This window comes from Gordonia alkaliphila, from assembly GCF_039542465.1.
Taxonomy (GTDB): domain Bacteria; phylum Actinomycetota; class Actinomycetes; order Mycobacteriales; family Mycobacteriaceae; genus Gordonia; species Gordonia alkaliphila.
This window is the reverse complement of the sequence record NZ_BAABIE010000008.1, coordinates 151,691-172,102: the sequence shown is the minus strand read 5'-3', so window position 1 is coordinate 172,102 and position 20,412 is coordinate 151,691. Positions and strand designations below refer to the sequence as shown.

Sequence of the window (20,412 nt, the reverse complement as noted above, 5' to 3'; positions counted from 1 at the left end):
CTGTCATATAGAGGAACACCGTGGTCATATTGACCACGGTGCCCTCTATATGGCGGTGAACTGTTGATTTCCGCGCGCAGCGGCCGACTCTCGCTCAGATTCAGGGCAGGGGGAGGGTGCGGCCGGCGACTACCAGGACGACCTGCTCGGACTCCACCGACAGCCGGGTGTTGAGTCGTCCGAGTTCGTCGCGGAACACGCGGCCCGCGGCGGTCGCGGGCACCACGCCGGACCCGACCTCGTTGCTGACGGCCACGACTCGGTGCGGGCAGCGGCGCCAGGCAGCGATCAGTCCGTCGACGTCACGGTTTAGCTCGGCCATGGCGTGGGTCAGCGGAGCGCGGTCGCCGTCGTCGGACCGTTCGAGTGCGCTCCACAGTTCGTGGCGGTCCATCATCCCGGTGAGCCAGGTGCCGAGGCAGTCGATGAGGACCGGTCCGGCGGCGTCGTCCAGCACGGCGGCGAGGTCGAGCGTTTCAGCGGTCCGCCAACTCGCGGGACGACGCGCCCGGTGCAGTGCGACCCGCTCGGCCCATTCGGCGTCGCCGTCGCGGGTGCCTCCGGTCGCGACGTAGAGGACCGAATCCTGGTCGGCGAGAAGGGTTTCGGCGTGCACCGACTTGCCGGACCGGACCGCGCCGAGCACCAGTGTTCGCCCCGTCGGCGTCGACGTCGCGGTCGCGGCCTCGTCCGGCAGGGGGAGGCGCATGCCGTCGACTCCGATCTCGGCGCCCCACTCGGCGAGGACCTCGGCCAACTGCGCGGGCGGGGGATTGTGGTGGCTCAGATGCACGGCGATGACGCGGGTGCCGGTGGTGACGGCACCGGCGCTGCGCAGGGCGGCCAGGGTGCGGGGGAACGAGTCGAGGTCGTGATGATCGGCGCCGTGCTCGATGAATCGCCCGAACGTCTCTTCCAGCAGAAGGAGATCCAGCTCGGTGCCGGTGAGGGCGTCCAATGTCGCGGCGGGCAGCGGCCCGGTGTCGGCGGCCCACAGCAGACGGGCCGCGCGATCGCCGTGTTCGTCGAGGGCGGTGACGTCGTACAGGACGGCGGGTTCGCCGAGGGTCGAGGTGTGCGCGGCGGTCAGGACCCGGACCCGGTAGTCGCCGTCGTTCCCGGTCAACGTCACCTCGTCGCCGGCTGCAACCGGCCTCAGTCGCACGGGGTCGGTGTCGGCGATCCAGGCGCGGCAGGCAGCCAGTGCGGCGGGCGGGCCGATCACGTCGAGCGGGGTGCAGGCACCCGCCCATGACCGGATCAACAGGGCTTGCCCGGCGAGGTGGTCGAAGTGGTCGTGGGTCAGCAGCAGGTAGCGCACCCCGGCCAGGTCGACCCCGGCGTGGGTGGCCGCGGCGAGCACGTCGGGCCCGCAGTCGATCAGCACGGTGCCGTCGATCAGCGCCGAACTGTGGCCGCGTCGTTCGCCGGAGTCGCGGGCCGCGGTGCACGACGCGCACCGGCAGAACGGGTTGGGCCAGCCGTCGGCCGCGCCGCTGCCCAGCAGCACCACCTCGGTCACGACGACACCTCGGTGCCCGGCGGCGTCGCCGGCTCGGCTTCCTCGGCGTCCTCGGCCCGGTCGGACGCCGGTCGCTCGGTGCGCAGCGGCAGCACCACCGGCACGCCGTCGTGCAGGACGACGTCGACGCGTGCGCCGTACACCTCGCCGATCAATTCCGGATTGAGAACCTCGGTCGGCGAACCGTCGGCGAGTGCGCGACCGTCGCTCAAGAGGATCATGCGCTCGCCGTAGACGGCGGCCAGGGAGAGGTCGTGCATGGCGGCCACGACGGTGATGCCGTCGTCGCGGCGCATGTGTTCCACGAGGTCGAGCACCTGTTGCTGACGGCCGATATCCAGCGCGCTGGTCGGCTCGTCGAGCAACAACACCTTCGGTTGCTGCGCCAGTGCGCGGCCAAGGACAGCGCGCTGGAGTTCGCCGCCGGAGAGGGTGCTCGCGACGCGGTCGGCCAGCGGCCCGAGCCCGAGGCGGTCGACCACGTCGGCGACCACCTTCCGGTCCCGCGGTCCCTCGACACCGAAACGGGGGACGTGCGGGGTGCGCCCGAGGGCGATGAGTTCGCGGACCGTCACGCCGTCGGGCACGACGGGACGTTGCGGCATGATCGCGATCATCCGGGCGATCTCGCGCCGTTTGCTGCGGCCGATCCGCCGACCGGCGACGGTCACCTCGCCTTCGACGGAGGTGCCCGCGGGCAGCAAGCCGGCCAGTGCGTGCAGCAGCGTCGTCTTGCCGGCGCCGTTGGGGCCGATCATCGAGACCCATTCACCTTGCGTCACCGTCAGATCCACGGCGTCGACCACGGTGCGGCCGCTGCGCACCACGGTCAGCCCGCGGCAGGTCACCACGTCGGGGGCGCTCATCGGGCCACCCGTCCGCGGCGTAGGACCAGGAGGAAGAACGGCGCGCCGATCGCGGCGGTCACCACGCCGATGGGTAGTTCGGCCGGCGCGATCACCGTGCGCGCCAGCAGGTCCGCGCAGACCAGGAACACGGCACCGACGAGCACGGACAGCGGCAGCAGCAGCCGGTGCCCGGGCCCGACCAGCATGCGCACCGCATGCGGAACGACGATGCCGACGAACCCGATCAGTCCCGATACCGAGACCACCGCCGCGGTGCCGAGCGTGGCCACCGCGATGAGGAGCAGGCGCACCCGGACTGGTTCCACGCCGAGGCTGGCGGCCTCGGTGTCGCCGACGAGCATCACGTCGAGGGTTCGGCGGAAGGCCATCACCACGGCGATGGTCACCAGCACGTAGGGGACGACCACCTGGATCTGGTTCCAGCCGTCGGTGGCCAGCCGACCGAGCAGCCAGGAGTACACCTGACGCAGGGTCTCGCTGTGGCGCTGCATGAGATAGGTCTGACCGGCGTTGGCGAACGCCGCCACGGCGACGCCGGCGAGGATGATGACGGTCTCGCTGCGCCCGCCGCCGACGGTGCGGCCGAGCAGGAGCGTGGCCGTGACAGCGGCCGCGCCGCCGATGAACGCAGCGGTGGGCACCGCCGCCGAACTCATCGACAGCCCGGCCACGATCGCCGCGGTGGCGCCGAGACCGGCGCCGGACGACACGCCCAGCAGATACGGGTCGGCCAGCGGGTTGCGGAATACGCCCTGATAGGCGGCGCCGGCGATGGCCAGCGTCGCACCGACCAGTGCGCCCAGCACCACGCGCGGCATGCGGATCTGCCACAGGATGGCGTGCTGTTGGTCGGTGAGGCCGCTGTCGACGTCGATGCCGGGCAGCGCATCCACCAGGGAGAGCACCACGCCGCGTGCCGACAGGCCGGCGGGGCCGACGAGAATCGCCCCGAGCATCACGGCGGCCAGCAGCACCGTCGCGCCGATGATGATCGCCCAGCGGGCGCGGGGCCGGTTCTGCCAGCGCCCGCCGGCGTCGCCGCGGGTGGAGTCGCCGCCGGGAACTGTCCCGGCGGATACGAGGTCGGTGCCGGTCACCCGACCGGTGCGGGCTGCGTCGCTGGCAGCGTGGCCAGCAGCCCACTCAGTTGCTCCACCAAGTCGGCCAGGCGCGGACCCCAACGCGAGGCGATGTCTTCGTCGAGCACGTACACGCGGCCTTCGCGGACGGCCGTGATCTGGTCCCAACCGGCACGCTTGGCGACGGCTTCCGGGGTGACGCCGCAGCACTGGTTGTCGGCGAGGAAGATCAGATCCGGATTGTCGGTGATGATCTGCTCGGACTGCAGTTGCGGGTAGGTCACGCCGCCGATGTCGGCGCCGGCGATGTTCTTCAGGCCGAACAGTCCGTACACGTGGCCGATGAAGGTGTCGCCGGCCGCGGTGAAGAACGTCTGATCCAGCTCGTGGTAGTAGGTCAGACCGTCGGCCTGCGGGGCCGCGAGGACGGCCTTGTCGATGCGGGTCGTCATCTCGTCGACCAGCTCGGCAGCGGCGTCGCCCTCACCGACGCTCACACCGATCTTCTCGATCTGGGCGTACGCCTCGGCGACGGTGCTCGGCGCGGGCTGGTCCAGGACGGTCACCCCGGCGCGCTCGAGCCCGGACACCACGTCCGGCGCGAGTTCATTCGACACCACCAGGTCGGGGGTGTAGCCGAGGATCGCCTCCAGGTTCGGGGTGTACCCGGACAGGGCGGTCTTCGGGGCGTCCTCCGGGTAGTCCGACTGATCGTCGACGGCCACCACGCGGTCGCCGGCGCCGACGGCGAACAGCGTCTCGGTGGCCGACGGACTGAGCGAGACGATCCGGGCGGCCGCGGTTTCGGTGTCGGTGACCCCGCCCGAGCCGGTATCCGACGAGCAGGAGGCCACGAGGGCGGCGGTCGCGAGGAGGCTCGCGAGGGCGATACCGCGACGGCGGCGGTTGCTGACTGTCATGAAGTAGTTCCTTCTTCCGAGGAATCAAGTCATTCGTCACGACGGAGCTGACCTGACTCATCCGCCGTGTGGCGGCATCACAGTTGCGGGGACAGCGCCGGATTCGCACCGGCTTCACTGGACGTCGTGACGACCCGACCGGCGGTCGGGTCCACCGCGCGATTCTACCCGTGCACCCGCACGCAACAGAACTCGCGCAGTCCGCGATTGGGCCGCGCGGGGACGACCGGAGCGGCGACGGTACTACTATTTCCCCGAGATACAAGTGTTTCCCCGATAGCGGGTTTGGAGAAGGAAAAGATGACGTCCTCGGAGAATTCGGCGTTGGTCGAGCGGGTCGGGCACTACTACGTTGCCGACCACACCTATGAGATCGGGCATGAGAAGGTTCGCGAATATGCGCGCGCCGTGCAGGATTACCACCCCGCCCACTGGGACATCGCCGCGGCGAAGGAGCTCGGTTATAGCGGGCTGGTGGCGCCGTTGACCTTCACCTCGATCCCGGCGATGGCCGCGAACCAGAAGCTCATGCAAGAAGTGGTCGTCGGCTACGAGACCTATGTGCAGACCGAGCAGTCGTTCCACCAGCACCGGCCGATCGTCGTCGGCGACGTGCTGACCACCGACGTCGAGCTCACCTCGGTGCGACGCATCGCGGGCAAGGACATGATCACCATCACCAACACGCTGGTGGATCAGCACGGCGAGACGGTGCACACCATGGCCACCACCGTCGTGGGCGTGTCCGCCGACGAGGTGGATCCCGGGATCGCGCAGGCCGTCGCCAAGGTGATGATGCACGACGTCGACATCCTGTCCGTGGAAGCCGCCGCGGCCGACTACGTGAAGACGGTCCGCGAAGGCGAGCCCGCGCCGCAGTCGCAGGCCGGTGCGACCCGAACCGTCGGTTCGCGCAACTTCGACGACCTCGCCAAGGGCGACGCCCTGCCGGTGCATCACAGCGGCCTCACCCGTGGCGACCTGGTCAACTACGCCGGGGTGGCCGGCGACGCCAACCCGATCCACTGGGACGAGAGCATCGCCAAGCTCGCCGGTCTGCCGGACGTGATCGCGCACGGCATGCTCACCATGGGCATGGGTGCCGGTTCGATCTCGGCGTGGTCGGGCGATCCGGGTGCGGTCAGCAAGTACGCGGTGCGCCTGTCGGCCCCCGCGGTGGTCCCGGCCGACGGTCGCGGCGACATCGAGTACGGCGGCAAGATCAAGTCGCTCGACGCCGAGACCCGTAGCGGCACAGTCATTTTGACCGCGAAGTCGAACGACAAGAAGATCTTCGGCATGGCGACCCTGGACCTTCGCTTCTCCTGACCTGGCCCTGAGTCACCAGTTGTGCGCGGCCGGAAAATAATTGCGTGTAGGTGTTTCGGACCGCGTCGAGGTGTGACATAGTTGTTGGGCGGGTGACAGATCTGTGCCCGCCAATCTGAAGAAGGCAGTAAAACAGCATGGCACAAGGGACCGTCAAGTGGTTCAATGGCGAAAAGGGCTTCGGCTTCATCGCCCCCGACGGTGGTAGCGAAGACGTCTTCGTCCACTACAGCGCGATTTCGGGCAGCGGCTTCCGCAACCTCGAAGAGGCGCAGCGAGTCGAGTTCGACATCGAGCAGGGCCCCAAGGGTCCGCAGGCGACCAACGTCGTTGCGGTCTGATTAAGAGCTCTTCACAGCAACGCCCCGGTTCCTAGAACCGGGGCGTTGCTGCATCGCCGGGGCACTGAACCCCCGCAGCTCCCGCGAAATGCTTCCGTTCCCGCGAGAGGCTTTGGTTCCCGCGGGCGTCGGGAGGGGCCGCGGGAACCGAGAACTCTCGCGGGAAGGGGTGCCGCGGGACTAGGTTTGCGGCATGGACGTGCCGGCGATCGATTTCGCTGCGGAGCTGACTGCGTCGGTGCAGTCGGTGCGCGAATATCTGCGGGTTGCGACGTCGCTCGCTCCCGCCCCGCCGTCGACGACACGCGACGGGTGGATCGCCGTCGAGCCGGGCGGCCGCTCGCCCTGGATGCACATGCGGGAGGTCGGCGTCACGGAGGTCGCGCCGTTCGGAGTGCTCGTGACGTTCGTCTGGCGGCCGCTCCTTGCCGAGGATGAGTCGGTTCGCGATCACGGTGGCGGTGATGCTCGACGTTTCGCGGTATTCCTCGGTGCGGGCAACCTCGTCGAGCAGTTTCAGCTCGATCGGTGGATCACGACGCTGGACCTCGGCCTCGACGGTGCCGGTTGGCGCGACGACGCGGTGCTGATGGGCGGTCTATGGTTCGTCCGACTGGCGGGCAACTGACCGCGGCGGGCCCCTGAGCGGTCCGACATGGACGCAGCTGTACTGACCGGCTTCTGCCAGCGCGGAAGCATGTTCGGTCGGCTGCGGCGATCCTGACCGAACGCGATGCCGCACCCGCGGTGGCGTATCGGGCCGCCCGCTTGGGGAAGGCGATAGCGGACGACGACGCGGGGCCGGTGACGCGCGGCATGCGCGACGGTGCGCTGTCGGCGGAGAAAGCGGACGCGGTGGTGACCGGGTTGGCACACCTGACCGATCGCGTGAACCTATCGGAGGAGAAGCGGGCCAAGGTCGTCGGCGCGCTGCTGGTGCAGACCACGCCGGCGCGGGTGCCCGTCGCCGAACGCGATGATCTGAACGCGATGACGATGGACCGCACCGACGACGGTCGGGTGGCGGTGACCCTGGATCTGGACACACTCGCGGCGGAGGAACTGTGGGCGGCGCTGGATCCGTTGACGCGGCCGGTGCCGGAGCCGGACGGCTCGGAGGACACGCGGTCGGCGAAGCGGCGGCGTGCCGATGCGGTGACGCAGGTGGTGCGGACCTATCTGTCGCATTCGGACCGGCCGGAGTCCGGGGGAGTACTGCCGGAAGCCACGCTTCCAACGCGATGCGTTGTTGGAGAATTCCATATCGACGTCGGGTCCGCGCCGCACGGTGCGGCGCGGACCCACCCGGTCGGGTTGATCAGCCGGTGGCGATGATCAGCGGCACCAGGAGTTCAGCGACGGTCCAGCCGCCGTGGTGGCCCGGCATCATCGTCTCCATCGGTTCGTGGACGCTGCGGGTGAGCAGCGTGTCCCGTCCTGCCACGGCCACCACGTCGCCGATGCGTTCGGTGACGTGCGCGGCGGCGGGGGCGCCGAACCAGCGTTCGGCCAGCACCTGGTCGCGGGTGGCGACGTGCGCGTGGCCGTCGAGTTCGTGTGCCCAGCGTGTGAACACATCGTCGGCGCGACCGGGCTCGGCGTAGACGTGGCGGACGCGCGCCTCGCCGCCGACGGCCCGGACACCCTCGGTCAGCGCCGGCGTGGTGTCGATGTCGATGCGGCGCCCGGCGGTGATCATGCCGTGGTCACCGGTCACCACCAGCGTGGCGCCGGGTTGCAGGGCCTCGACGATGGCCGCGGCCACGTCGTCGATCCGGCGGAGCCGTTCCTGCCACTCCGGGGTGCCCGGTCCCCACCGGTGACCGGCCGCATCGAGGTTGGGCAGATAGGCATAGACCAGCCGAGGTCCCTGATCGCCCGCCGCCAACAGCTCGACGGCTTGGTCGCGCACCGCATTCGGCGACGAGGCATCGCGATAGTCCGCGGGAGTGCCGTAGGCGGCGCGCGTGAGGCCCGACTCGCGGAAGAGTTCGGGCATCAGCGTGATCACCGCGGCGCCGGCGTGGGTGAGCTCGTCGAACGCCGACGGCATCGGCTGGACCTCGGTCGGCGGGTAGAGGCCGTCGGCGGGCGGCCCGTCGGCGGTGTCCAGGGTCCACCGGAGGGCGTTGAGAGTGTGCTCGACGGCCGGATCGAGGTCGCGCGGTGCGAAGCTGTAGCCGAGGACGCCGTGCTCGGCGCACGGCAGGCCGGTGCCCAGACTCGTGAGACTGGTGGCCGTGGTCGACGGAAAGCCGACCCGCAGCGGCATGGCGCGATGGGCGAGGAGCGTCGGCGCGAACACCGAATGTTCGTGCAGCAGCAGGTCTCCCAGTCCGTCGACCATGAGGATCACCACGGTGTGGCTGTCCGGAATGGGGAGTGGTCGGTCGGCGCCGAAGCCCAGTGCGCTGGACGCTGATCCGGCCAGATCGGCGAGGGTGGGGTCGTCGGGCCAAGAGCCGGGGAGCAGTTCGTGGAGACGGTCCATGCCTGCGACGCTACGGAAGCCGACCGCGTTTGTGGCCCACAATGGGGGACATGGACGAGAGCACACCGCCGGTTCGCTATCCGGAAGCCGTGACAGTCGCCGATTTCGCCGCCAACCTCGCGGCCGTCCGGGCGCGGATCGCCGCGGCCGCGGCCCGTGCGGGACGCGATCCCGACGAGGTTCGCCTTCTACCGATCTCCAAGACCGTGCCCGCTGACCGCGTGCGTCTCGCGGTGGCCGCGGGGTGCCGTCAACTCGGTGAGAACAAGGTGCAGGAGGCCAAAGGCAAGGCCGCGGCGCTCGCCGATCTCGACGTCTCGTGGTCGGTGGTGGGCCATCTGCAGACCAACAAGGCCAAGGACGTGGTGGCCTTCGCCGACGAGTTCCAAGCGCTCGACAGCATGCGGGTGGCGCAGGCGCTGGATCGACGACTGGCGGCGGCCGACCGCACTCTGGACGTGCTGGTGCAGGTGAACACGTCGGCCGAGCCGCAGAAGTACGGGCTGGAACCGGCCGACGTGTTGCAGTTTCTGCGCGAGGTGTCGGACCTGCCCACCCTGCGCGTCCGCGGTCTGATGACGCTGGCGCTGTTCACCCCGGACTCCGAACTGGTCCGCCGGTGCTTCCGTCGGCTCCGCGCGGTCCGCGAACGGGTCCGGGACGTGGACGCCGACCTGCTCGGGCCGGGCGAACTGTCGATGGGCATGTCCGGCGACTACGAGGTCGCTATCGAAGAAGGATCGACCTGTGTTCGCGTCGGCCAGGCGATCTTCGGTGCCCGCGCGACCCCGGACAGTCACTACTGGCCCTCGGCCGCCGACCCCGCACCGTCGGGAGACTAGGGTGAATGGCACCGAGTGACATAAGTGATTGGAACGGTGAACTGTGACTGACATCAACACGGCTGCGGCGCGCGGCGGCGATGCTCGTGCCAACACCATCGACGGGATCCTGCGACGCAGCGCCGCCGTCAACAAGGAGCGGGTCGCCCTGCGCTTCGGTGGCCGCGAACTGACCTACGCGGCGCTCGACGACGCTGTCTCGCGGGCCGCGGCTGCACTTCTCGACCTCGGGCTCACGGCCGGCGACCGCGTCGCCGCCTACGGCACCAACTCCGATGCCTACGTGATCGGCTACCTGGCCGCGGCGCGCGCCGGTCTGGTGCACGTGCCGATCAACTACGCGCTCACCGGGGAGGAACTGAGCTACCTGCTGGCGCAGTCCGGCGCCCGCGCCGCGCTGGTGGATCCGGCACTGGCCTCGCAGTTGGACGCGGTCCTGAGCGCGACCGCCGTCGAACATGTACTTCCGCTGCGGGAGGCGGACGGTTCGCTGCTGGAATTGGCGACCGCGGGCGAGGCGCTCGACTTCGAGTCGGCGGCCTCCGGCGAAGATCTGGTGCAGCTGCTCTACACCTCGGGCACCACGTCGAAGCCCAAGGGCGCCATGATGACTCATCGCGCACTGGTCCACGAGTACACGTCGTCGATCGTGGCGCTCGACCTCGCCGCCGATGACAACCCGCTGATCTGCATGCCGCTGTACCACTCGGCAGGCATGCACGTGTTCATGGTTCCGTACCTCGCGGTCGGCGCCACCGTCACGCTGCTGCCCGCGCCGGACATCCCGGAGATTCTGCGGATCGTGGAAGCGGACCGGATCGGTGCGCTCTTCCTCGCCCCGACCGTGTGGGTGCCGTTGGCCGCACACCCGGACCTGGACACTCGCGACCTGTCGTCCCTGCGTAAGGCGCAGTACGGGGCGTCGATCATGCCGGTGACCGTCCTGAATCGTCTCCGCGAGAAGTACCCGGACCTGGGCTTCTACAACTGTTTCGGTCAGTCGGAGATCGGTCCGCTGGCCACCGTGCTGCGCCCGGAGGAGCACGCGGAGCGGCCGTCGTCGGCCGGCCGCGCGGTGCTGTTCGTGCAGACCCGCGTGGTCGACGCCGACGGCAACGACGTGCCCGACGGCGAACCCGGCGAGGTGCTGTACCGGTCGCCGCAGCTGTGCGAGGGCTACTGGGACAACCCGGAGGCCACCGCGGCGGCGTTCGAGGGCGGCTGGTTCCACTCCGGCGACCTCGTGACCCGTGACGCGCAGGGCTACCTCACGGTGGTCGACCGCATCAAGGACGTGATCAACACCGGCGGCATCCTGGTCGCCTCCCGCGAAGTGGAAGACGCGCTCTACACGCACGACGCGGTGGGCGAGGTCGCGGTGATCGGTGTGCCGGACGAGAAGTGGATCGAAGCGATCACCGCGGTGATCGTGGTCCGCGACGGCGCGCAGGTGACCGAAACCGAACTGATCGCCCACGTGAAGGAGCGCCTGGCGCCGTTCAAGGTGCCCAAGGCGATCCGCTTTGTGGAGTCGCTGCCGCGCAACCAGAGCGGCAAGCTGCTCAAGCGCGAGCTGCGCGACTCCTGATCGCCCAGCGGGGACGTCACGACGACGAGGACAACAACCGGACCAGGTAGTTCGCCGAGCGGGCGACGTTCGGGTCCTCGTCGTCGCGCAGGCGCGACAGCGCTGCCACCGTGGGCGGCCCCGGCACCTCGGCCAGGGCCTGCGTGAGGCGCAACCGCGCGCCGGGATCGGCGGCGGCGTTCACCTGCGTCACCAGCAGGTCCACCAGGTCCTCGGCGCGGTCGCGCCGCCGCGCCAGCGCACCGAGGGCCTCGGCGGCATCGACGTCGGCCACGCCGTCGATCACCATCTGCAGGAGCACCGGCAGGGCCTGGGCCACACCCCGCGGCCCGACGGCCAGTGCGGCCCGCCGCCGCAGTACCGGATCGTCGTGATCGAGCAGCGCCGACAGCGTGGCGGTCGCCGCGTCCGACGGTGACTCGGCGATCGCTTCGACGGCGCGACGTCGCACCAGCGGGTCGGGGTCGTCGAGCGCGGACGCCAGCGGGCCGAGCGCTGCATCGCCGGAGCGACGCAGCGCCCACTTGAGCGCACCCGCGGTAATGGGCTCGGTCTCGGCCAGCACAGCCTGGGTCAACGGCTCCGCCAGGCGGACCGCGTCGCCCGCGTCCATGCCGAGTGCGCTGAGTTGGCGTCGTACCGGCTGCACCGACTGCAGGCCGCGGATCAACGGCAGCAGCTGCTCCACCTGCGCCCATCGCTGCGGCGCGCCCGACCGCAGCGTCGACAGGCGCTCCAGCAGATCGGCCTCGGCGGCGAGTCGTTCCTTCGTCTGCGTGATCAGCCGGTCGATCAGTGCGCCCGGGTCCGCCCCGGAATCCGCCAGTGCGACAGCGACTTCCGCGAGGGACAGGCCGAGGGTCCGCAGGCTCTCGATCCGGAACAGGCGCTGGAGATCGCCGTCGTCGTACTCGCGGTAGCCGCCCGCCGATCGCGTCGACGGCGTGAGCAGCCCGATCTTGTCGTAGTGGCGCAGCATGCGGACACTGACGCCGGACTGCTGTGCCACCTCGCCGATCTGCATGGTCGTCTACACCTCGTCCAGTCCGGCGTCGGGGTCGTCGAGCAGCCGCTGTGTGGCGGCGGCGTGCACACGCACCGCCTCATTGTCGCTCGATGCGGCGGCCCGCAGCGGGCTTTCGGCAGCTTGGCCGAGTGCCGCCAGGGCCCGGCTCAGACTGCGGCGCAGCGGCCGATCGTCGCGGCCCAGACGTGCGGCCAACGACCAGGCGAGCGACTCGCGCAGATCGTCCGGCACCAGCACCACCGCGGCGCGCCACGCGCTCGCGGCGAGATCGTCGTCGGGGGAGTCGAGCAGTTCTGGAGTGATCGCCGACCAGCCCCGCGGGTCGCCAATCTTCGACATCGTGTGCAGCGCTTGGCTTTTCGCCTCCGATCCACGGCCGCGGACCTCGCGCAGCAGCAGCGGCAACGTCGCCTCCACGTCCTGGCGAACCAGCGCCCAGGTCAGCATGTCGCGGACGAAGAAATCCCGCTCGATCGCGCACCGCTGCACTAGGAGCGCGGGATAGCGGGCAGCGGGTTCGGTGCCCGCGGCGAGTGCTGCACGCAGCCGCACCGAGGCGTTCGGTGCGGTGAGTGCCGTCGACACCTGTTCGTGGCGCATCGAGACGGTCATGGGCTTCTCCTTACGGTTCCGGGTCGGTACCCGATACCGAGTGAACGGCCTGACACCGTGTCAGGGTCAAAGGGACCATTGCGTGCGCGCAACCATTCGCGCAGAATCGATCCATGTATGCACGCAGAGCAGCGCGTTGGGCGGCATCGCTGGTGACGTTGGGGTTGGTCGTGGGATGCTCGGCCGAGGACGTGGCCCTCCCCAGCGCCACGACCGTCGAGGCGGGTGCGTCAGAGGTGGCGACGGGACTCGACGCGCCCTGGTCGATCGCCTTCTATGGCGACACGCCGCTGGTCAGTGAACGCGATTCGGCACGGATCGTAGAGCTCGACGCCGACGGCGAGTCCCGCGAAGTGGCCCGCGTCGACGGGGTACGTGCCGGTGGTGAGGGCGGCTTGATGGGCCTCGCGGTCCGCGACGACTACCTGTACGCGTACTACTCCACCGCATCCGACAACCGCATCGAACGCTTCGCCATCGACGGCGAGCCCGGCGCACTGTCGCTCCGCGACGGGCAGGTGATCGTCGACGGCATTCCGGTCTCGGCCCATCACAACGGCGGCCGCCTCGCTTTCGGCCCCGACGGCCGGCTGTACGCCACCACCGGCGATGCGGGGCAGCCGGACCGGGCCCAAGACCCGAATTCGCTGGCCGGCAAGATCTTGCAGATCGCCGACCCCGACGGCACCCCGGACCAGGTGCAGGCGCGGGTGTACTCGATGGGCCACCGGAACTCGCAGGGACTGGCGTGGGCGCCGGACGGCACGATGTTCGTCGCCGAGTTCGGGCAGGACACCTGGGACGAGCTCAACGTGATCACCGAGGGCGCCAACTACGGGTGGCCGGTGGTGGAGGGCATCGCCGGGCGCGAAGGCTTCGTCGATCCCGTTCAGCAATGGTCACCGCAGCAGGCGAGCCCCAGCGGCATCGCCTTCCACGACGGGCGGATCGTGATCGCCAACCTGCGCGGGCAACGCCTGCGCACCGTCTCCGCGAGTGCGCCGTGGGGCACCACCGACACCCTCCAGGGTGCCGGTCGACTCCGCGATGCGGTGGTGGCGCCCGACGGTTCGCTGTGGGTGCTCACCAACAACACCGACGGGCGCGGCCGGCCGGGCGCCAACGACGACCGGATTCTGCGCGTCCAGCTCAGCTCTGGCGACGTCGAACCATCTCGGTGATCCACGTCGGCGCATAGGGCGAGGTGCAGTTCGGCGCGGTGGGGTAGTCGCGCAGCACGCCGAGGCGTTCGCCGATCGCGAGCGCGCGCGGTCGCCGGCCGGGGTCCTCGATGCCGATGTGGGCCAGGCACGTGTTCATGGCCCACTGCAGGCGCTCGGGCGCGTCGGCCATCTCCGCTTCGATTACGTCCAGGAGACCGTCGAGGTCGAGGCTCGCGAGGTCGTCGGCCTTGGCCGCCCGCACCACCCGGTCGGCGGTGAGCGCCCAGCCCGCACTGGCGACCACCGGATCGGCGTCGGCCAGCCACGCGACCCGCAGTTCTTCGGCATGCGGGCTCTTCTTCACCACGTAGCCCACCAGCCAGTCGTGCACCTTGGGGGTGCGCGTCTGCCGGATCATGGTGTCCAACTCGTCGCGGCGGAACTGCTTGGGTCGGCACACGAGGATCGCCAGGAGGCGCGCGGCGCTGTCGTCGGTGGCCCACAGGGCTGTCGCGAGATCGGGTTGCGCCTTGAACTTCTTGGCGACCGCGCGCAGCGCCGTGAGGTGCACCGCGTGATCGTCGCCGTGACGGGTGTTGACGGCGAGGAACGTGGGGTCGCGCAACTCCGCGAGTTCGGCTAGGACGTCGTCGAGTACGGGTGCGGTCATGCGGCCGAGGATAGTGCGCCGCGTACCCTCGTAGCCGTGGTTGATCTCGCATATGTCATCGCAGGTTCCGAGGCCACCGGCGGCGCCGGTCTGCAGGCCGACCTGAAAACCTTCCAGGAGCTGGGCGTCTTCGGCGTCGGTACCATCACGTGCATCGTGTCGTTCGACCCGAAGAACGGCTGGGGTCACCGCTTCGTGCCCGTGGAGCCTGGCGTGATCGCCGACCAGTTCGAGGCCGCCAACGGGGTGTACGACCTCGACGTGGTGAAGATCGGCATGCTCGGCACCCCGGCGACGATCGACGTGGTCGCCGACTCGCTGAACAGCCGCCGCTGGCGGCACGTGGTGCTCGACCCGGTGCTGATCTGCAAGGGGCAGGAGCCCGGCGCCGCTCTCGACACCGACACCGCGCTGCGCGAGAAGGTGCTGCCGCAGGCCACCGTCGTGACGCCGAACCGCTTCGAGGCGCAGATCCTCTCCGGCATCGAGCAGATCCAGACCGAAGAGGACCTGATCGAGGCGGCGCGCCGCATCCACGCGCTCGGCCCGGAGTACGTGATCGCCAAGGGCGGCGTCGACCTGCCCGGCGACGACGCCATCGACGTGCTGTTCGACGGCGAGACGGTGACGGTGTTCCGCGCGCCGAAGATCGGGCAGGAGCGGGTCTCCGGCGCGGGCTGCACCCTGGCCGCCGCGATCACCGCGGAACTGGCCAAGGGTGCCGCCGTGGCCGACGCCGTGGCCTTCGCCAAGGAGTTCGTCACCGCCGGCATCGCAGCGCGGGTCAGCGGGAACGCGCCGTTCGACGCCGTCTGGCAGGGCGGCTACGTGGAACAGCTGAGCCTGAACGACTAGCGGTACTCGCTGTTCGCGGCGATCACGCCCGCGCCGCGCAGATAGCCGAGCAGCCCGGTGGTCAGGGGCAGGTCCGCCAAGTCGGCGGGGGCCACCCACCGGACCTCCTCGGCGTCGTCGCCCGAACGCAGGACGCCGCCGGTGACGGTGCCCGCGAAGTCGTGCACCTCGAAGAGTTCGTCGTCGCCGAACGGCACCGTCGCGGTCCACAGTTCTTCGCCGACGGTCACCTCCAGGCCGGTCTCTTCGTGAACCTCGCGCACCGCGGCTTCCTCGAACGTCTCGCCAGGCTCCACGTGACCGCCGGGCACCGACCAGCGGCCGCGCTGCGGGTCGTGGCCGCGCTTGACCAGCAGCACACGTCCGTCCTCGTCGACGAGGACGACACTGGCGGCGAGGACGATGCGCATCCGTCCACCGTAGCGGGGCGCAGTCGCGGTGGGCGTGCCCGATAGAGTCGCGTCGTGCGCAGTCGGGGGATAGTCAGTTGGATGCGGTGGATCGGTGACCTCGGGTGGTGGCTGTTCGTAGTGGCGACCGTGCTGCACATCGGAGCGCTCCCGGGCGACGGAATGCCGCGCCGCTACGCCGACTACGTGGAAACCGACCTCGGCTGGACCGCCTACACGCCCGTCCACAGCATCGGCTCCGGATTCACCCAGTGGAACATCGTGGCCACCGCCGCGGTGGTCGGGCTGGTGGTCGCGGCATGCGCGGCGGTGGCCGAGAGTGTGTTGCCGCCACGCGGTCTCTGGAGTGCGGCCGCACCGGCCGCCACCGCGGTCGGCGCCGGTGTGCTGTTGGTGGGCGCTTCCTGGGCCGATCCGGCGCGGGGATCGGTGGTGGTGACGCCGTGGCTGGTGCTTCTCGTGCTCATTTCCGCGGTCGTGATCCGGGAGGTGGGCGTCCGGTGGACGCGCTCCCGCGTCGACGAGGTCAGCCGTCGAGGAGCTGACGAAGCACCTGCGCCTCACTGATCTGCGGCTCCTTGGTGGCCGTCAGCAGCGTGAGGTTCCCCGCTGCAGCGAACTCACGCAGCCGGGCCAGCGCCTGCTTCTGCTCGTCGTCGGCGAGCTCGTCGCGATACCGCTGCGCGAACTCGTCGAACTTGGCGGGGTCGTGGGCGTACCACTTGCGCAGCCCGGTCGACGGCGCCACTTCCCTGCACCACAGGGTCAGGTGGGCGCGGTCCTTGCTGAGGCCGCGCGGCCACAGTCGGTCCACCAGTACCCGCGCGCCGTCGTCCGGGGCCGGATCCTCGTAGATGCGGCGCACCCGCACGGTCTTCTCCGTCATCGCTGCGGCCCGTCCTCCGGTTGTCGTGCGTTCTGGTCCTGCAGTCCCGCCCCGCCCGCCAGTGCGTCGGCGCGCGCGAGCACAGCCTCCAGCATCTGCGGCGTGAGGCGCCCGGTGAACGTGTTGTGCTGACTGACGTGGAAGCAGCCGAGCAGGATCAGGCGGCGGCCGTCCGGGTGCTGCACCCGAACCTCGGCGCCGTGCCCGAACTTCGGTCGCGGCCGCGGCACCGCCCAGTCGGCGTCGATCAGCACCGACAGCAGCGCCTGCCAACCGAACGCACCCAGCACCACGACGGTGCGCAGGGTCGGCGCCAGCAACTCCAGCTCGCGGGCCAGATACGGCGAGCAGGTGCGCCGCTCGGCGGGGGTCGGCTTGTTCTGTGGCGGCGCGCAGTGCACCGGTGACGTGATGCGTGCGCCGATCAGTCGTAGTCCGTCGTCGACGGACACGGCGTCGGGCTGATTGGCCAGTCCCGTCGCGAACATGGCGGCGTACAGGAAGTCGCCGCTGCGGTCGCCGGTGAACATGCGGCCGGTGCGGTTGGCGCCGTGCGCGGCCGGGGCCAGACCGAGGATCAGGAGGCGGGCATCCGTCGGCCCGAAGCCGGGAACCGCTCTGCCCCAATAGATCTGGTCGACGAACGCGGCCCGCTTCTCGCGAGCCACCTCCTCGCGCCACGCCACCAGTCGCGGACATGCGCGGCACGTGGTGATCAGCGCGTCGAGCGCACCGAGGTCGCCGACCGCCCGGGCGCGCCGCGGGGCGGTGGTGCCGGAAGGAGCCATGACTTCACGGTAGCTGCGAACCGACGGCAGCGGGTGGCCTCGGTCTAGGCTCGGGGCATGTCCGGACCGCAGGCGTCGCCCGCGCTCTCCGCGCTGGTGTCGGCCGCCGCGGAGGCGGCCGCGACGCGTGCGCGCACGGCCAAGATCGCCGCGCTGGCGGCGGCGCTCGCGCAGGTGCCGCCGGCGCAGGCGCCCATCGCGGTGGGCCTGCTGCTGGGCAGCCCGGTGCAGGGCCGCCTCGGCATCGGGTGGCGGACGGTCGCGAACGTGCGCCCGTCACCGGCCGACACCGCGTCGTTGTGCATCGAGGACGTCGACGAGGCCTTCACCGCGTTGGCGACCGCCCGGGGCGCCGGCAGCGCTGCGCGACGCACCGCGGCGCTCACCGACCTGCTCGGCCGGGCGACCGCGACCGAACAGGACTTTCTGGTGCGCGTGCTGACCGGCGAGATGCGCACCGGTGCGCTGGCCGGTGTGCTGACCGATGCGATCGGACAGGCGGCGGCGGTGCCGGTCGCCGTGGTCCGGCGCGCCGCCATGCTGTCCGGGGACCTCGGCGAGACCGCGCGCGCCGCGCTGGCGGGGGAGGACCTGACCCGGATCACGTTGACTCCGGGCGTGCCGGTGCAGCCGATGCTGGCGTCGTCGGCGCCGAGCGTCGAGGAGGCCGTGGCAGCGCTCGGTCCGGTGTCGGTCGAATACAAACTCGACGGTGCGCGGCTGCAGGTGCACCGGGTCGACGGCGTGGTGCGCGCCTACACGCGGAGTCTGGCCGAAGTGACCGACCGCGTCCCCGAGATCGTCGAACTGGTCGGCGGTTTCCCGGGTGGCGACCTGGTGCTCGACGGCGAGACGCTCACCCTCGACGCCGACGGCCGGGCCCGGCCCTTCCAGGACACGATGAGCCGGTTCGGCGGCCGGGCCACCGGCGACCGGCCGCTGTCGGTCAGCTTCTTCGACGTGCTGTACGCGCAGGACCGCAGCCTCGTCGACGCCCCGCTGTCCGACCGGCACGAGCTGCTGCAGGCGATCGTCGGCCCGGCCCTGATTCCCGGTGCCCTGATTCCCGGTGCGCTGATCCCGGGCGACGGTGCGGTTGCCGACTCCGCCGAGCGAGCCCGTGCTGCGCGGGACACGTTCGACGCGGCATTGGCCGCAGGCCACGAGGGCGTCGTGGTCAAGGCACTGGGCGCCCCGTACGCGGCCGGCCGCCGCGGCGCGGACTGGATCAAGGTGAAGCCGGTGTACACCTTCGACCTGGTGGTGTTGGCCGTCGAACGCGGCTCGGGACGACGCGCCGGCTGGTTGTCGAACCTGCACCTGGGTGCCCGCGACCCGCAGGGACGGTTCGGTGACGCCGGCGGTTTCGTGATGGTCGGCAAGACGTTCAAGGGGCTGACCGACGACCTGCTGCGCTGGCAGACCGAGTACTTTCCGACCATCGCCACCGGCGACGACGGGTACTCCCTCGCGCTGGCCCCGGAGACGGTGGTCGAGGTGGCGATCGACGGCGTGCAGCGGTCGAGCCGCTATCCCGGCGGCCTCGCGCTGCGCTTCGCGCGGGTCAAGCGCTATCGCATCGGTGCCGACGTCAAACCCGCCGCGCAGGCCGACACCGTCGACGACCTGCTGCAGCGGCTCCCGCCGCGGGGATAGCCGACCCCGAGACCCCACGTCGGCGGGTGGCGGGCGATCGGCCCTGGCAGAATGAGGCGGAAGAAGCCCGCCTGCCCACGGAGGAACCTTGGCCGTCGTTCGCACCCTCCGCACCGCCGGTGCCGTCGTCGCGACGACGGCCGCCGCGCTCCTGCTGCCGTTGACCACGACGCCGACGGCGCAGGCGGCGCCGCCCAGCCTGCTGGCGCCGGACACCGAGGGACTGACGCCCCAGTTGGCGATCGCCTACACCCTGGCCGCGCACGAAGCCCATGCGGCGGGGGTGCCGCTGTGGATCAACTCGGGCAAGCGCAGCCGCGCCGAACAGGCCGCGCTGTGGCGCGACGGGCTGCGCACGTACGGCAGCGCGTCGGCCGCCCGCCGGTGGGTGTTGCCGCCGAACGAGTCGACCCATGTGACCGGACAGGCGATCGACGTCGCACCCCGCGCGGGTGCGGCGTGGCTGCAGCGCAACGGCTTTCGGTACGGATTGTGCCGCTCGTTCGACAACGAATGGTGGCATTTCGAACTCGCGACGCTCCCCATGACGCCGTGTCCTCCGCGGGTGCCGGACGCCTCCGCTCGGCCGCGTCGCTGACGCCGTGGGCGGGGAGTCGGCTGGCTGCCCCGCAGGGTTCTGCGTCACAATGGAGCGGTGCCCGAGTATCTGTCGTACGAAGAGTTCGGCCGCAGCTTCTTCGAAGTAGCGGTCACCGAGTCGCGTATCGGCGCCGCCTTCAGCGCGATCGCGGGCGAAGAGTTCCAGGTGGGACCACTGCCGGCCGGACCCGGCGGTGTGGTCAAGGTGGTCGCCGACGTGCACATCGCCGATCCGCAGATCACCCGCGTGGTGGGGGAGCTGATCACCTTCACCGTGAAGCTGCCGCTGGCCATCGGACTGCTGATCGATCTGAAGGTCGACCGCATCCACTACGACGTCGAAGGCCTGATCACGCTCCCGTTGACGGTGCGCTGCGCCAAGCCGCTGGAACTGCGCATCGAGGTGGATCCGCCGGCGCCGCGCGACGTGGTGGTGGACGTGAACTCGCGGAACATGCGCGGTGAGATCATCCGCAACCTGGCGCAGGTCGACGCCGAGATCCGCCGGGTGATCGCGAAGACGGTGGCCGAAGAGATCGACAAGCCGGAAGTGCGCAAGGCCCGCTACATCAACGTCGCCGCCGAACTCGCGCGCGCCCTCGAGGGGGCCACCGAGGAGGAGGCGGACGCGCTCGCCAACGTCGCCGAGATCGCTGAGACGGAAGCCTTCGCGGCCCTCGTCGACGACGAACCGCACGGGATCCGCGCCCTGGAGTGAGACGTGTGGGCCGGACTCTGGCAGTGGTCACGGATTCCTGGTTGGC

The 20,412-nt window shown here is 70.4% G+C and carries 23 protein-coding genes and 1 riboswitch; of the genes, 12 read left to right on the top strand and 11 right to left on the bottom strand.

What is annotated here, in order from left to right; all coding sequences use genetic code 11:
* Positions 1-100: 100 nt before the first annotated feature.
* From ABD989_RS10450 to ABD989_RS10435, 4 genes are all read right to left on the bottom strand, one after another.
* Entirely contained in the window at positions 101-1,522 is a 1,422-nt protein-coding gene (locus ABD989_RS10450) for a bifunctional adenosylcobinamide kinase/adenosylcobinamide-phosphate guanylyltransferase (RefSeq protein ID WP_345313447.1), read from the bottom strand.
* Positions 1,519-2,388 (bottom strand): ABC transporter ATP-binding protein, encoded by an 870-nt coding sequence (locus ABD989_RS10445; protein ID WP_345313446.1) that lies wholly within the window; start codon positions 2,386-2,388, stop codon positions 1,519-1,521. The genes ABD989_RS10450 and ABD989_RS10445 overlap by 4 nt, the downstream gene beginning before the upstream one ends.
* Positions 2,385-3,347, bottom strand: coding sequence for a FecCD family ABC transporter permease (locus tag ABD989_RS10440; protein WP_246997097.1), 963 nt, complete (start codon positions 3,345-3,347; stop codon positions 2,385-2,387). The genes ABD989_RS10445 and ABD989_RS10440 overlap by 4 nt, the downstream gene beginning before the upstream one ends.
* Before the next feature lie 137 nt (positions 3,348-3,484).
* A complete protein-coding gene (locus ABD989_RS10435) occupies positions 3,485-4,390 on the bottom strand; it encodes an ABC transporter substrate-binding protein (RefSeq protein WP_246996291.1) in 906 nt (301 codons plus the stop codon).
* Positions 4,391-4,416: 26 nt separating this feature from the next.
* Positions 4,417-4,560, bottom strand: a riboswitch (cobalamin riboswitch).
* 130 nt (positions 4,561-4,690) lie between these two features.
* Between ABD989_RS10435 and ABD989_RS10430 the strand changes: the two genes are divergently transcribed.
* The 4 genes from ABD989_RS10430 (at position 4,691) to ABD989_RS10415 (ending at position 7,395) form a co-directional block, all read left to right on the top strand.
* On the top strand, positions 4,691-5,719 hold the full coding sequence (locus ABD989_RS10430) for a fused (3R)-hydroxyacyl-ACP dehydratase subunits HadA/HadB (RefSeq protein ID WP_345313445.1): 1,029 nt from the start codon (positions 4,691-4,693) through the stop codon (positions 5,717-5,719).
* Positions 5,720-5,856: 137 nt separating this feature from the next.
* Complete coding sequence (locus ABD989_RS10425; RefSeq protein ID WP_246996287.1) at positions 5,857-6,060, top strand: cold-shock protein; 204 nt, start codon at positions 5,857-5,859, stop codon at positions 6,058-6,060.
* 193 nt (positions 6,061-6,253) lie between these two features.
* On the top strand, positions 6,254-6,688 hold the full coding sequence (locus tag ABD989_RS10420; protein ID WP_345313444.1) for a hypothetical protein: 435 nt from the start codon (positions 6,254-6,256) through the stop codon (positions 6,686-6,688).
* Positions 6,689-6,807: 119 nt separating this feature from the next.
* Positions 6,808-7,395, top strand: coding sequence for a DUF222 domain-containing protein (locus ABD989_RS10415; RefSeq protein WP_345313443.1), 588 nt, complete (start codon positions 6,808-6,810; stop codon positions 7,393-7,395).
* Here ABD989_RS10415 and ABD989_RS10410 read toward each other — a convergent pair.
* On the bottom strand, positions 7,379-8,551 hold the full coding sequence (locus ABD989_RS10410) for an alkaline phosphatase family protein (protein ID WP_345313442.1): 1,173 nt from the start codon (positions 8,549-8,551) through the stop codon (positions 7,379-7,381). The genes ABD989_RS10415 and ABD989_RS10410 overlap by 17 nt on opposite strands.
* 50 nt (positions 8,552-8,601) lie before the next feature.
* On the opposite strand from ABD989_RS10410, the gene ABD989_RS10405 reads away from it, so the two are divergent.
* Both ABD989_RS10405 and ABD989_RS10400 read left to right on the top strand, forming a co-directional pair.
* Complete coding sequence (locus ABD989_RS10405; RefSeq protein WP_372493257.1) at positions 8,602-9,393, top strand: YggS family pyridoxal phosphate-dependent enzyme; 792 nt, start codon at positions 8,602-8,604, stop codon at positions 9,391-9,393.
* A 43-nt stretch (positions 9,394-9,436) separates the two neighbouring features.
* Positions 9,437-10,981, top strand: coding sequence for a fatty acyl-CoA synthetase (locus tag ABD989_RS10400; RefSeq protein ID WP_246996277.1), 1,545 nt, complete (start codon positions 9,437-9,439; stop codon positions 10,979-10,981).
* Positions 10,982-10,997: 16 nt separating this feature from the next.
* Here ABD989_RS10400 and ABD989_RS10395 read toward each other — a convergent pair whose 3' ends face one another.
* Positions 10,998-12,005, bottom strand: a complete 1,008-nt coding sequence (locus tag ABD989_RS10395) for a HEAT repeat domain-containing protein (protein ID WP_345313441.1) — start codon at positions 12,003-12,005, stop codon at positions 10,998-11,000.
* A 6-nt stretch (positions 12,006-12,011) separates the two neighbouring features.
* Positions 12,012-12,620: a HEAT repeat domain-containing protein gene (locus tag ABD989_RS10390; RefSeq protein ID WP_345313440.1), complete on the bottom strand. Its 609-nt coding sequence runs from the start codon at positions 12,618-12,620 to the stop codon at positions 12,012-12,014.
* Positions 12,621-12,733: 113 nt separating this feature from the next.
* Between ABD989_RS10390 and ABD989_RS10385 the strand changes: the two genes are divergently transcribed.
* Positions 12,734-13,801 (top strand): PQQ-dependent sugar dehydrogenase, encoded by a 1,068-nt coding sequence (locus ABD989_RS10385; RefSeq protein WP_345313439.1) that lies wholly within the window; start codon positions 12,734-12,736, stop codon positions 13,799-13,801.
* Here ABD989_RS10385 and ABD989_RS10380 read toward each other — a convergent pair.
* Positions 13,770-14,453, bottom strand: a complete 684-nt coding sequence (locus ABD989_RS10380) for a DNA alkylation repair protein (RefSeq protein WP_345313438.1) — start codon at positions 14,451-14,453, stop codon at positions 13,770-13,772. The two genes, ABD989_RS10385 and ABD989_RS10380, sit on opposite strands and share 32 nt — an antisense overlap.
* A gap of 36 nt (positions 14,454-14,489) precedes the next feature.
* Between ABD989_RS10380 and thiD the strand changes: the two genes are divergently transcribed.
* Positions 14,490-15,308 (top strand): bifunctional hydroxymethylpyrimidine kinase/phosphomethylpyrimidine kinase, encoded by an 819-nt coding sequence (gene thiD, locus ABD989_RS10375; RefSeq protein WP_246996272.1) that lies wholly within the window; start codon positions 14,490-14,492, stop codon positions 15,306-15,308.
* Here thiD and ABD989_RS10370 read toward each other — a convergent pair.
* The gene (locus ABD989_RS10370; RefSeq protein ID WP_345313437.1) at positions 15,305-15,718 is read right to left on the bottom strand and encodes an NUDIX hydrolase; all 414 of its coding nucleotides are present in this window, start codon (positions 15,716-15,718) and stop codon (positions 15,305-15,307) included. The two genes, thiD and ABD989_RS10370, sit on opposite strands and share 4 nt — an antisense overlap.
* 81 nt (positions 15,719-15,799) lie before the next feature.
* Here ABD989_RS10370 and ABD989_RS10365 point away from each other — a divergent pair, with 81 nt between their 5' ends.
* Positions 15,800-16,285 carry a hypothetical protein gene (locus tag ABD989_RS10365; protein ID WP_345313436.1) on the top strand — a complete coding sequence of 162 codons (486 nt, stop codon included), beginning with the start codon at positions 15,800-15,802 and terminating at the stop codon, positions 16,283-16,285.
* Here the strand turns inward: ABD989_RS10365 and ABD989_RS10360 are convergent.
* Positions 16,245-16,604 carry a DUF488 domain-containing protein gene (locus ABD989_RS10360; protein WP_345313435.1) on the bottom strand — a complete coding sequence of 120 codons (360 nt, stop codon included), beginning with the start codon at positions 16,602-16,604 and terminating at the stop codon, positions 16,245-16,247. The two genes, ABD989_RS10365 and ABD989_RS10360, sit on opposite strands and share 41 nt — an antisense overlap.
* Positions 16,601-17,392: a uracil-DNA glycosylase gene (locus tag ABD989_RS10355; RefSeq protein ID WP_345313434.1), complete on the bottom strand. Its 792-nt coding sequence runs from the start codon at positions 17,390-17,392 to the stop codon at positions 16,601-16,603. Before ABD989_RS10355 ends, ABD989_RS10360 begins: the two co-directional genes overlap by 4 nt.
* 57 nt (positions 17,393-17,449) lie before the next feature.
* On the opposite strand from ABD989_RS10355, the gene ABD989_RS10350 reads away from it, so the two are divergent.
* From ABD989_RS10350 to ABD989_RS10340, 3 genes are all read left to right on the top strand, one after another.
* Complete coding sequence (locus ABD989_RS10350; protein WP_345313433.1) at positions 17,450-19,048, top strand: ATP-dependent DNA ligase; 1,599 nt, start codon at positions 17,450-17,452, stop codon at positions 19,046-19,048.
* An 88-nt stretch (positions 19,049-19,136) separates the two neighbouring features.
* On the top strand, positions 19,137-19,646 hold the full coding sequence (locus tag ABD989_RS10345; protein ID WP_425556519.1) for a M15 family metallopeptidase: 510 nt from the start codon (positions 19,137-19,139) through the stop codon (positions 19,644-19,646).
* Positions 19,647-19,703: 57 nt separating this feature from the next.
* Positions 19,704-20,366: a hypothetical protein gene (locus ABD989_RS10340; protein WP_345313432.1), complete on the top strand. Its 663-nt coding sequence runs from the start codon at positions 19,704-19,706 to the stop codon at positions 20,364-20,366.
* The last annotated feature ends 46 nt before the right edge of the window (positions 20,367-20,412 follow it).

Coding starts and splice junctions, on each gene's coding strand:
- ABD989_RS10445 (WP_345313446.1), bottom strand. CDS start 2,388: ATGAGCGCCCCCGACGTGGTGACCTGCCGCGGGCTGACCGTGGTGCGC.
- ABD989_RS10440 (WP_246997097.1), bottom strand. CDS start 3,347: ATGCTCGGGGCGATTCTCGTCGGCCCCGCCGGCCTGTCGGCACGCGGC.
- ABD989_RS10435 (WP_246996291.1), bottom strand. CDS start 4,390: ATGACAGTCAGCAACCGCCGCCGTCGCGGTATCGCCCTCGCGAGCCTC.
- ABD989_RS10430 (WP_345313445.1), top strand. CDS start 4,691: ATGACGTCCTCGGAGAATTCGGCGTTGGTCGAGCGGGTCGGGCACTAC.
- ABD989_RS10425 (WP_246996287.1), top strand. CDS start 5,857: ATGGCACAAGGGACCGTCAAGTGGTTCAATGGCGAAAAGGGCTTCGGC.
- ABD989_RS10420 (WP_345313444.1), top strand. CDS start 6,254: ATGGACGTGCCGGCGATCGATTTCGCTGCGGAGCTGACTGCGTCGGTG.
- ABD989_RS10410 (WP_345313442.1), bottom strand. CDS start 8,551: ATGGACCGTCTCCACGAACTGCTCCCCGGCTCTTGGCCCGACGACCCC.
- ABD989_RS10405 (WP_372493257.1), top strand. CDS start 8,602: ATGGACGAGAGCACACCGCCGGTTCGCTATCCGGAAGCCGTGACAGTC.
- ABD989_RS10395 (WP_345313441.1), bottom strand. CDS start 12,005: ATGCAGATCGGCGAGGTGGCACAGCAGTCCGGCGTCAGTGTCCGCATG.
- ABD989_RS10390 (WP_345313440.1), bottom strand. CDS start 12,620: ATGACCGTCTCGATGCGCCACGAACAGGTGTCGACGGCACTCACCGCA.
- ABD989_RS10385 (WP_345313439.1), top strand. CDS start 12,734: ATGTATGCACGCAGAGCAGCGCGTTGGGCGGCATCGCTGGTGACGTTG.
- ABD989_RS10380 (WP_345313438.1), bottom strand. CDS start 14,453: ATGACCGCACCCGTACTCGACGACGTCCTAGCCGAACTCGCGGAGTTG.
- ABD989_RS10370 (WP_345313437.1), bottom strand. CDS start 15,718: ATGCGCATCGTCCTCGCCGCCAGTGTCGTCCTCGTCGACGAGGACGGA.
- ABD989_RS10365 (WP_345313436.1), top strand. CDS start 15,800: ATGCGGTGGATCGGTGACCTCGGGTGGTGGCTGTTCGTAGTGGCGACC.
- ABD989_RS10360 (WP_345313435.1), bottom strand. CDS start 16,604: ATGACGGAGAAGACCGTGCGGGTGCGCCGCATCTACGAGGATCCGGCC.
- ABD989_RS10355 (WP_345313434.1), bottom strand. CDS start 17,392: ATGGCTCCTTCCGGCACCACCGCCCCGCGGCGCGCCCGGGCGGTCGGC.
- ABD989_RS10350 (WP_345313433.1), top strand. CDS start 17,450: ATGTCCGGACCGCAGGCGTCGCCCGCGCTCTCCGCGCTGGTGTCGGCC.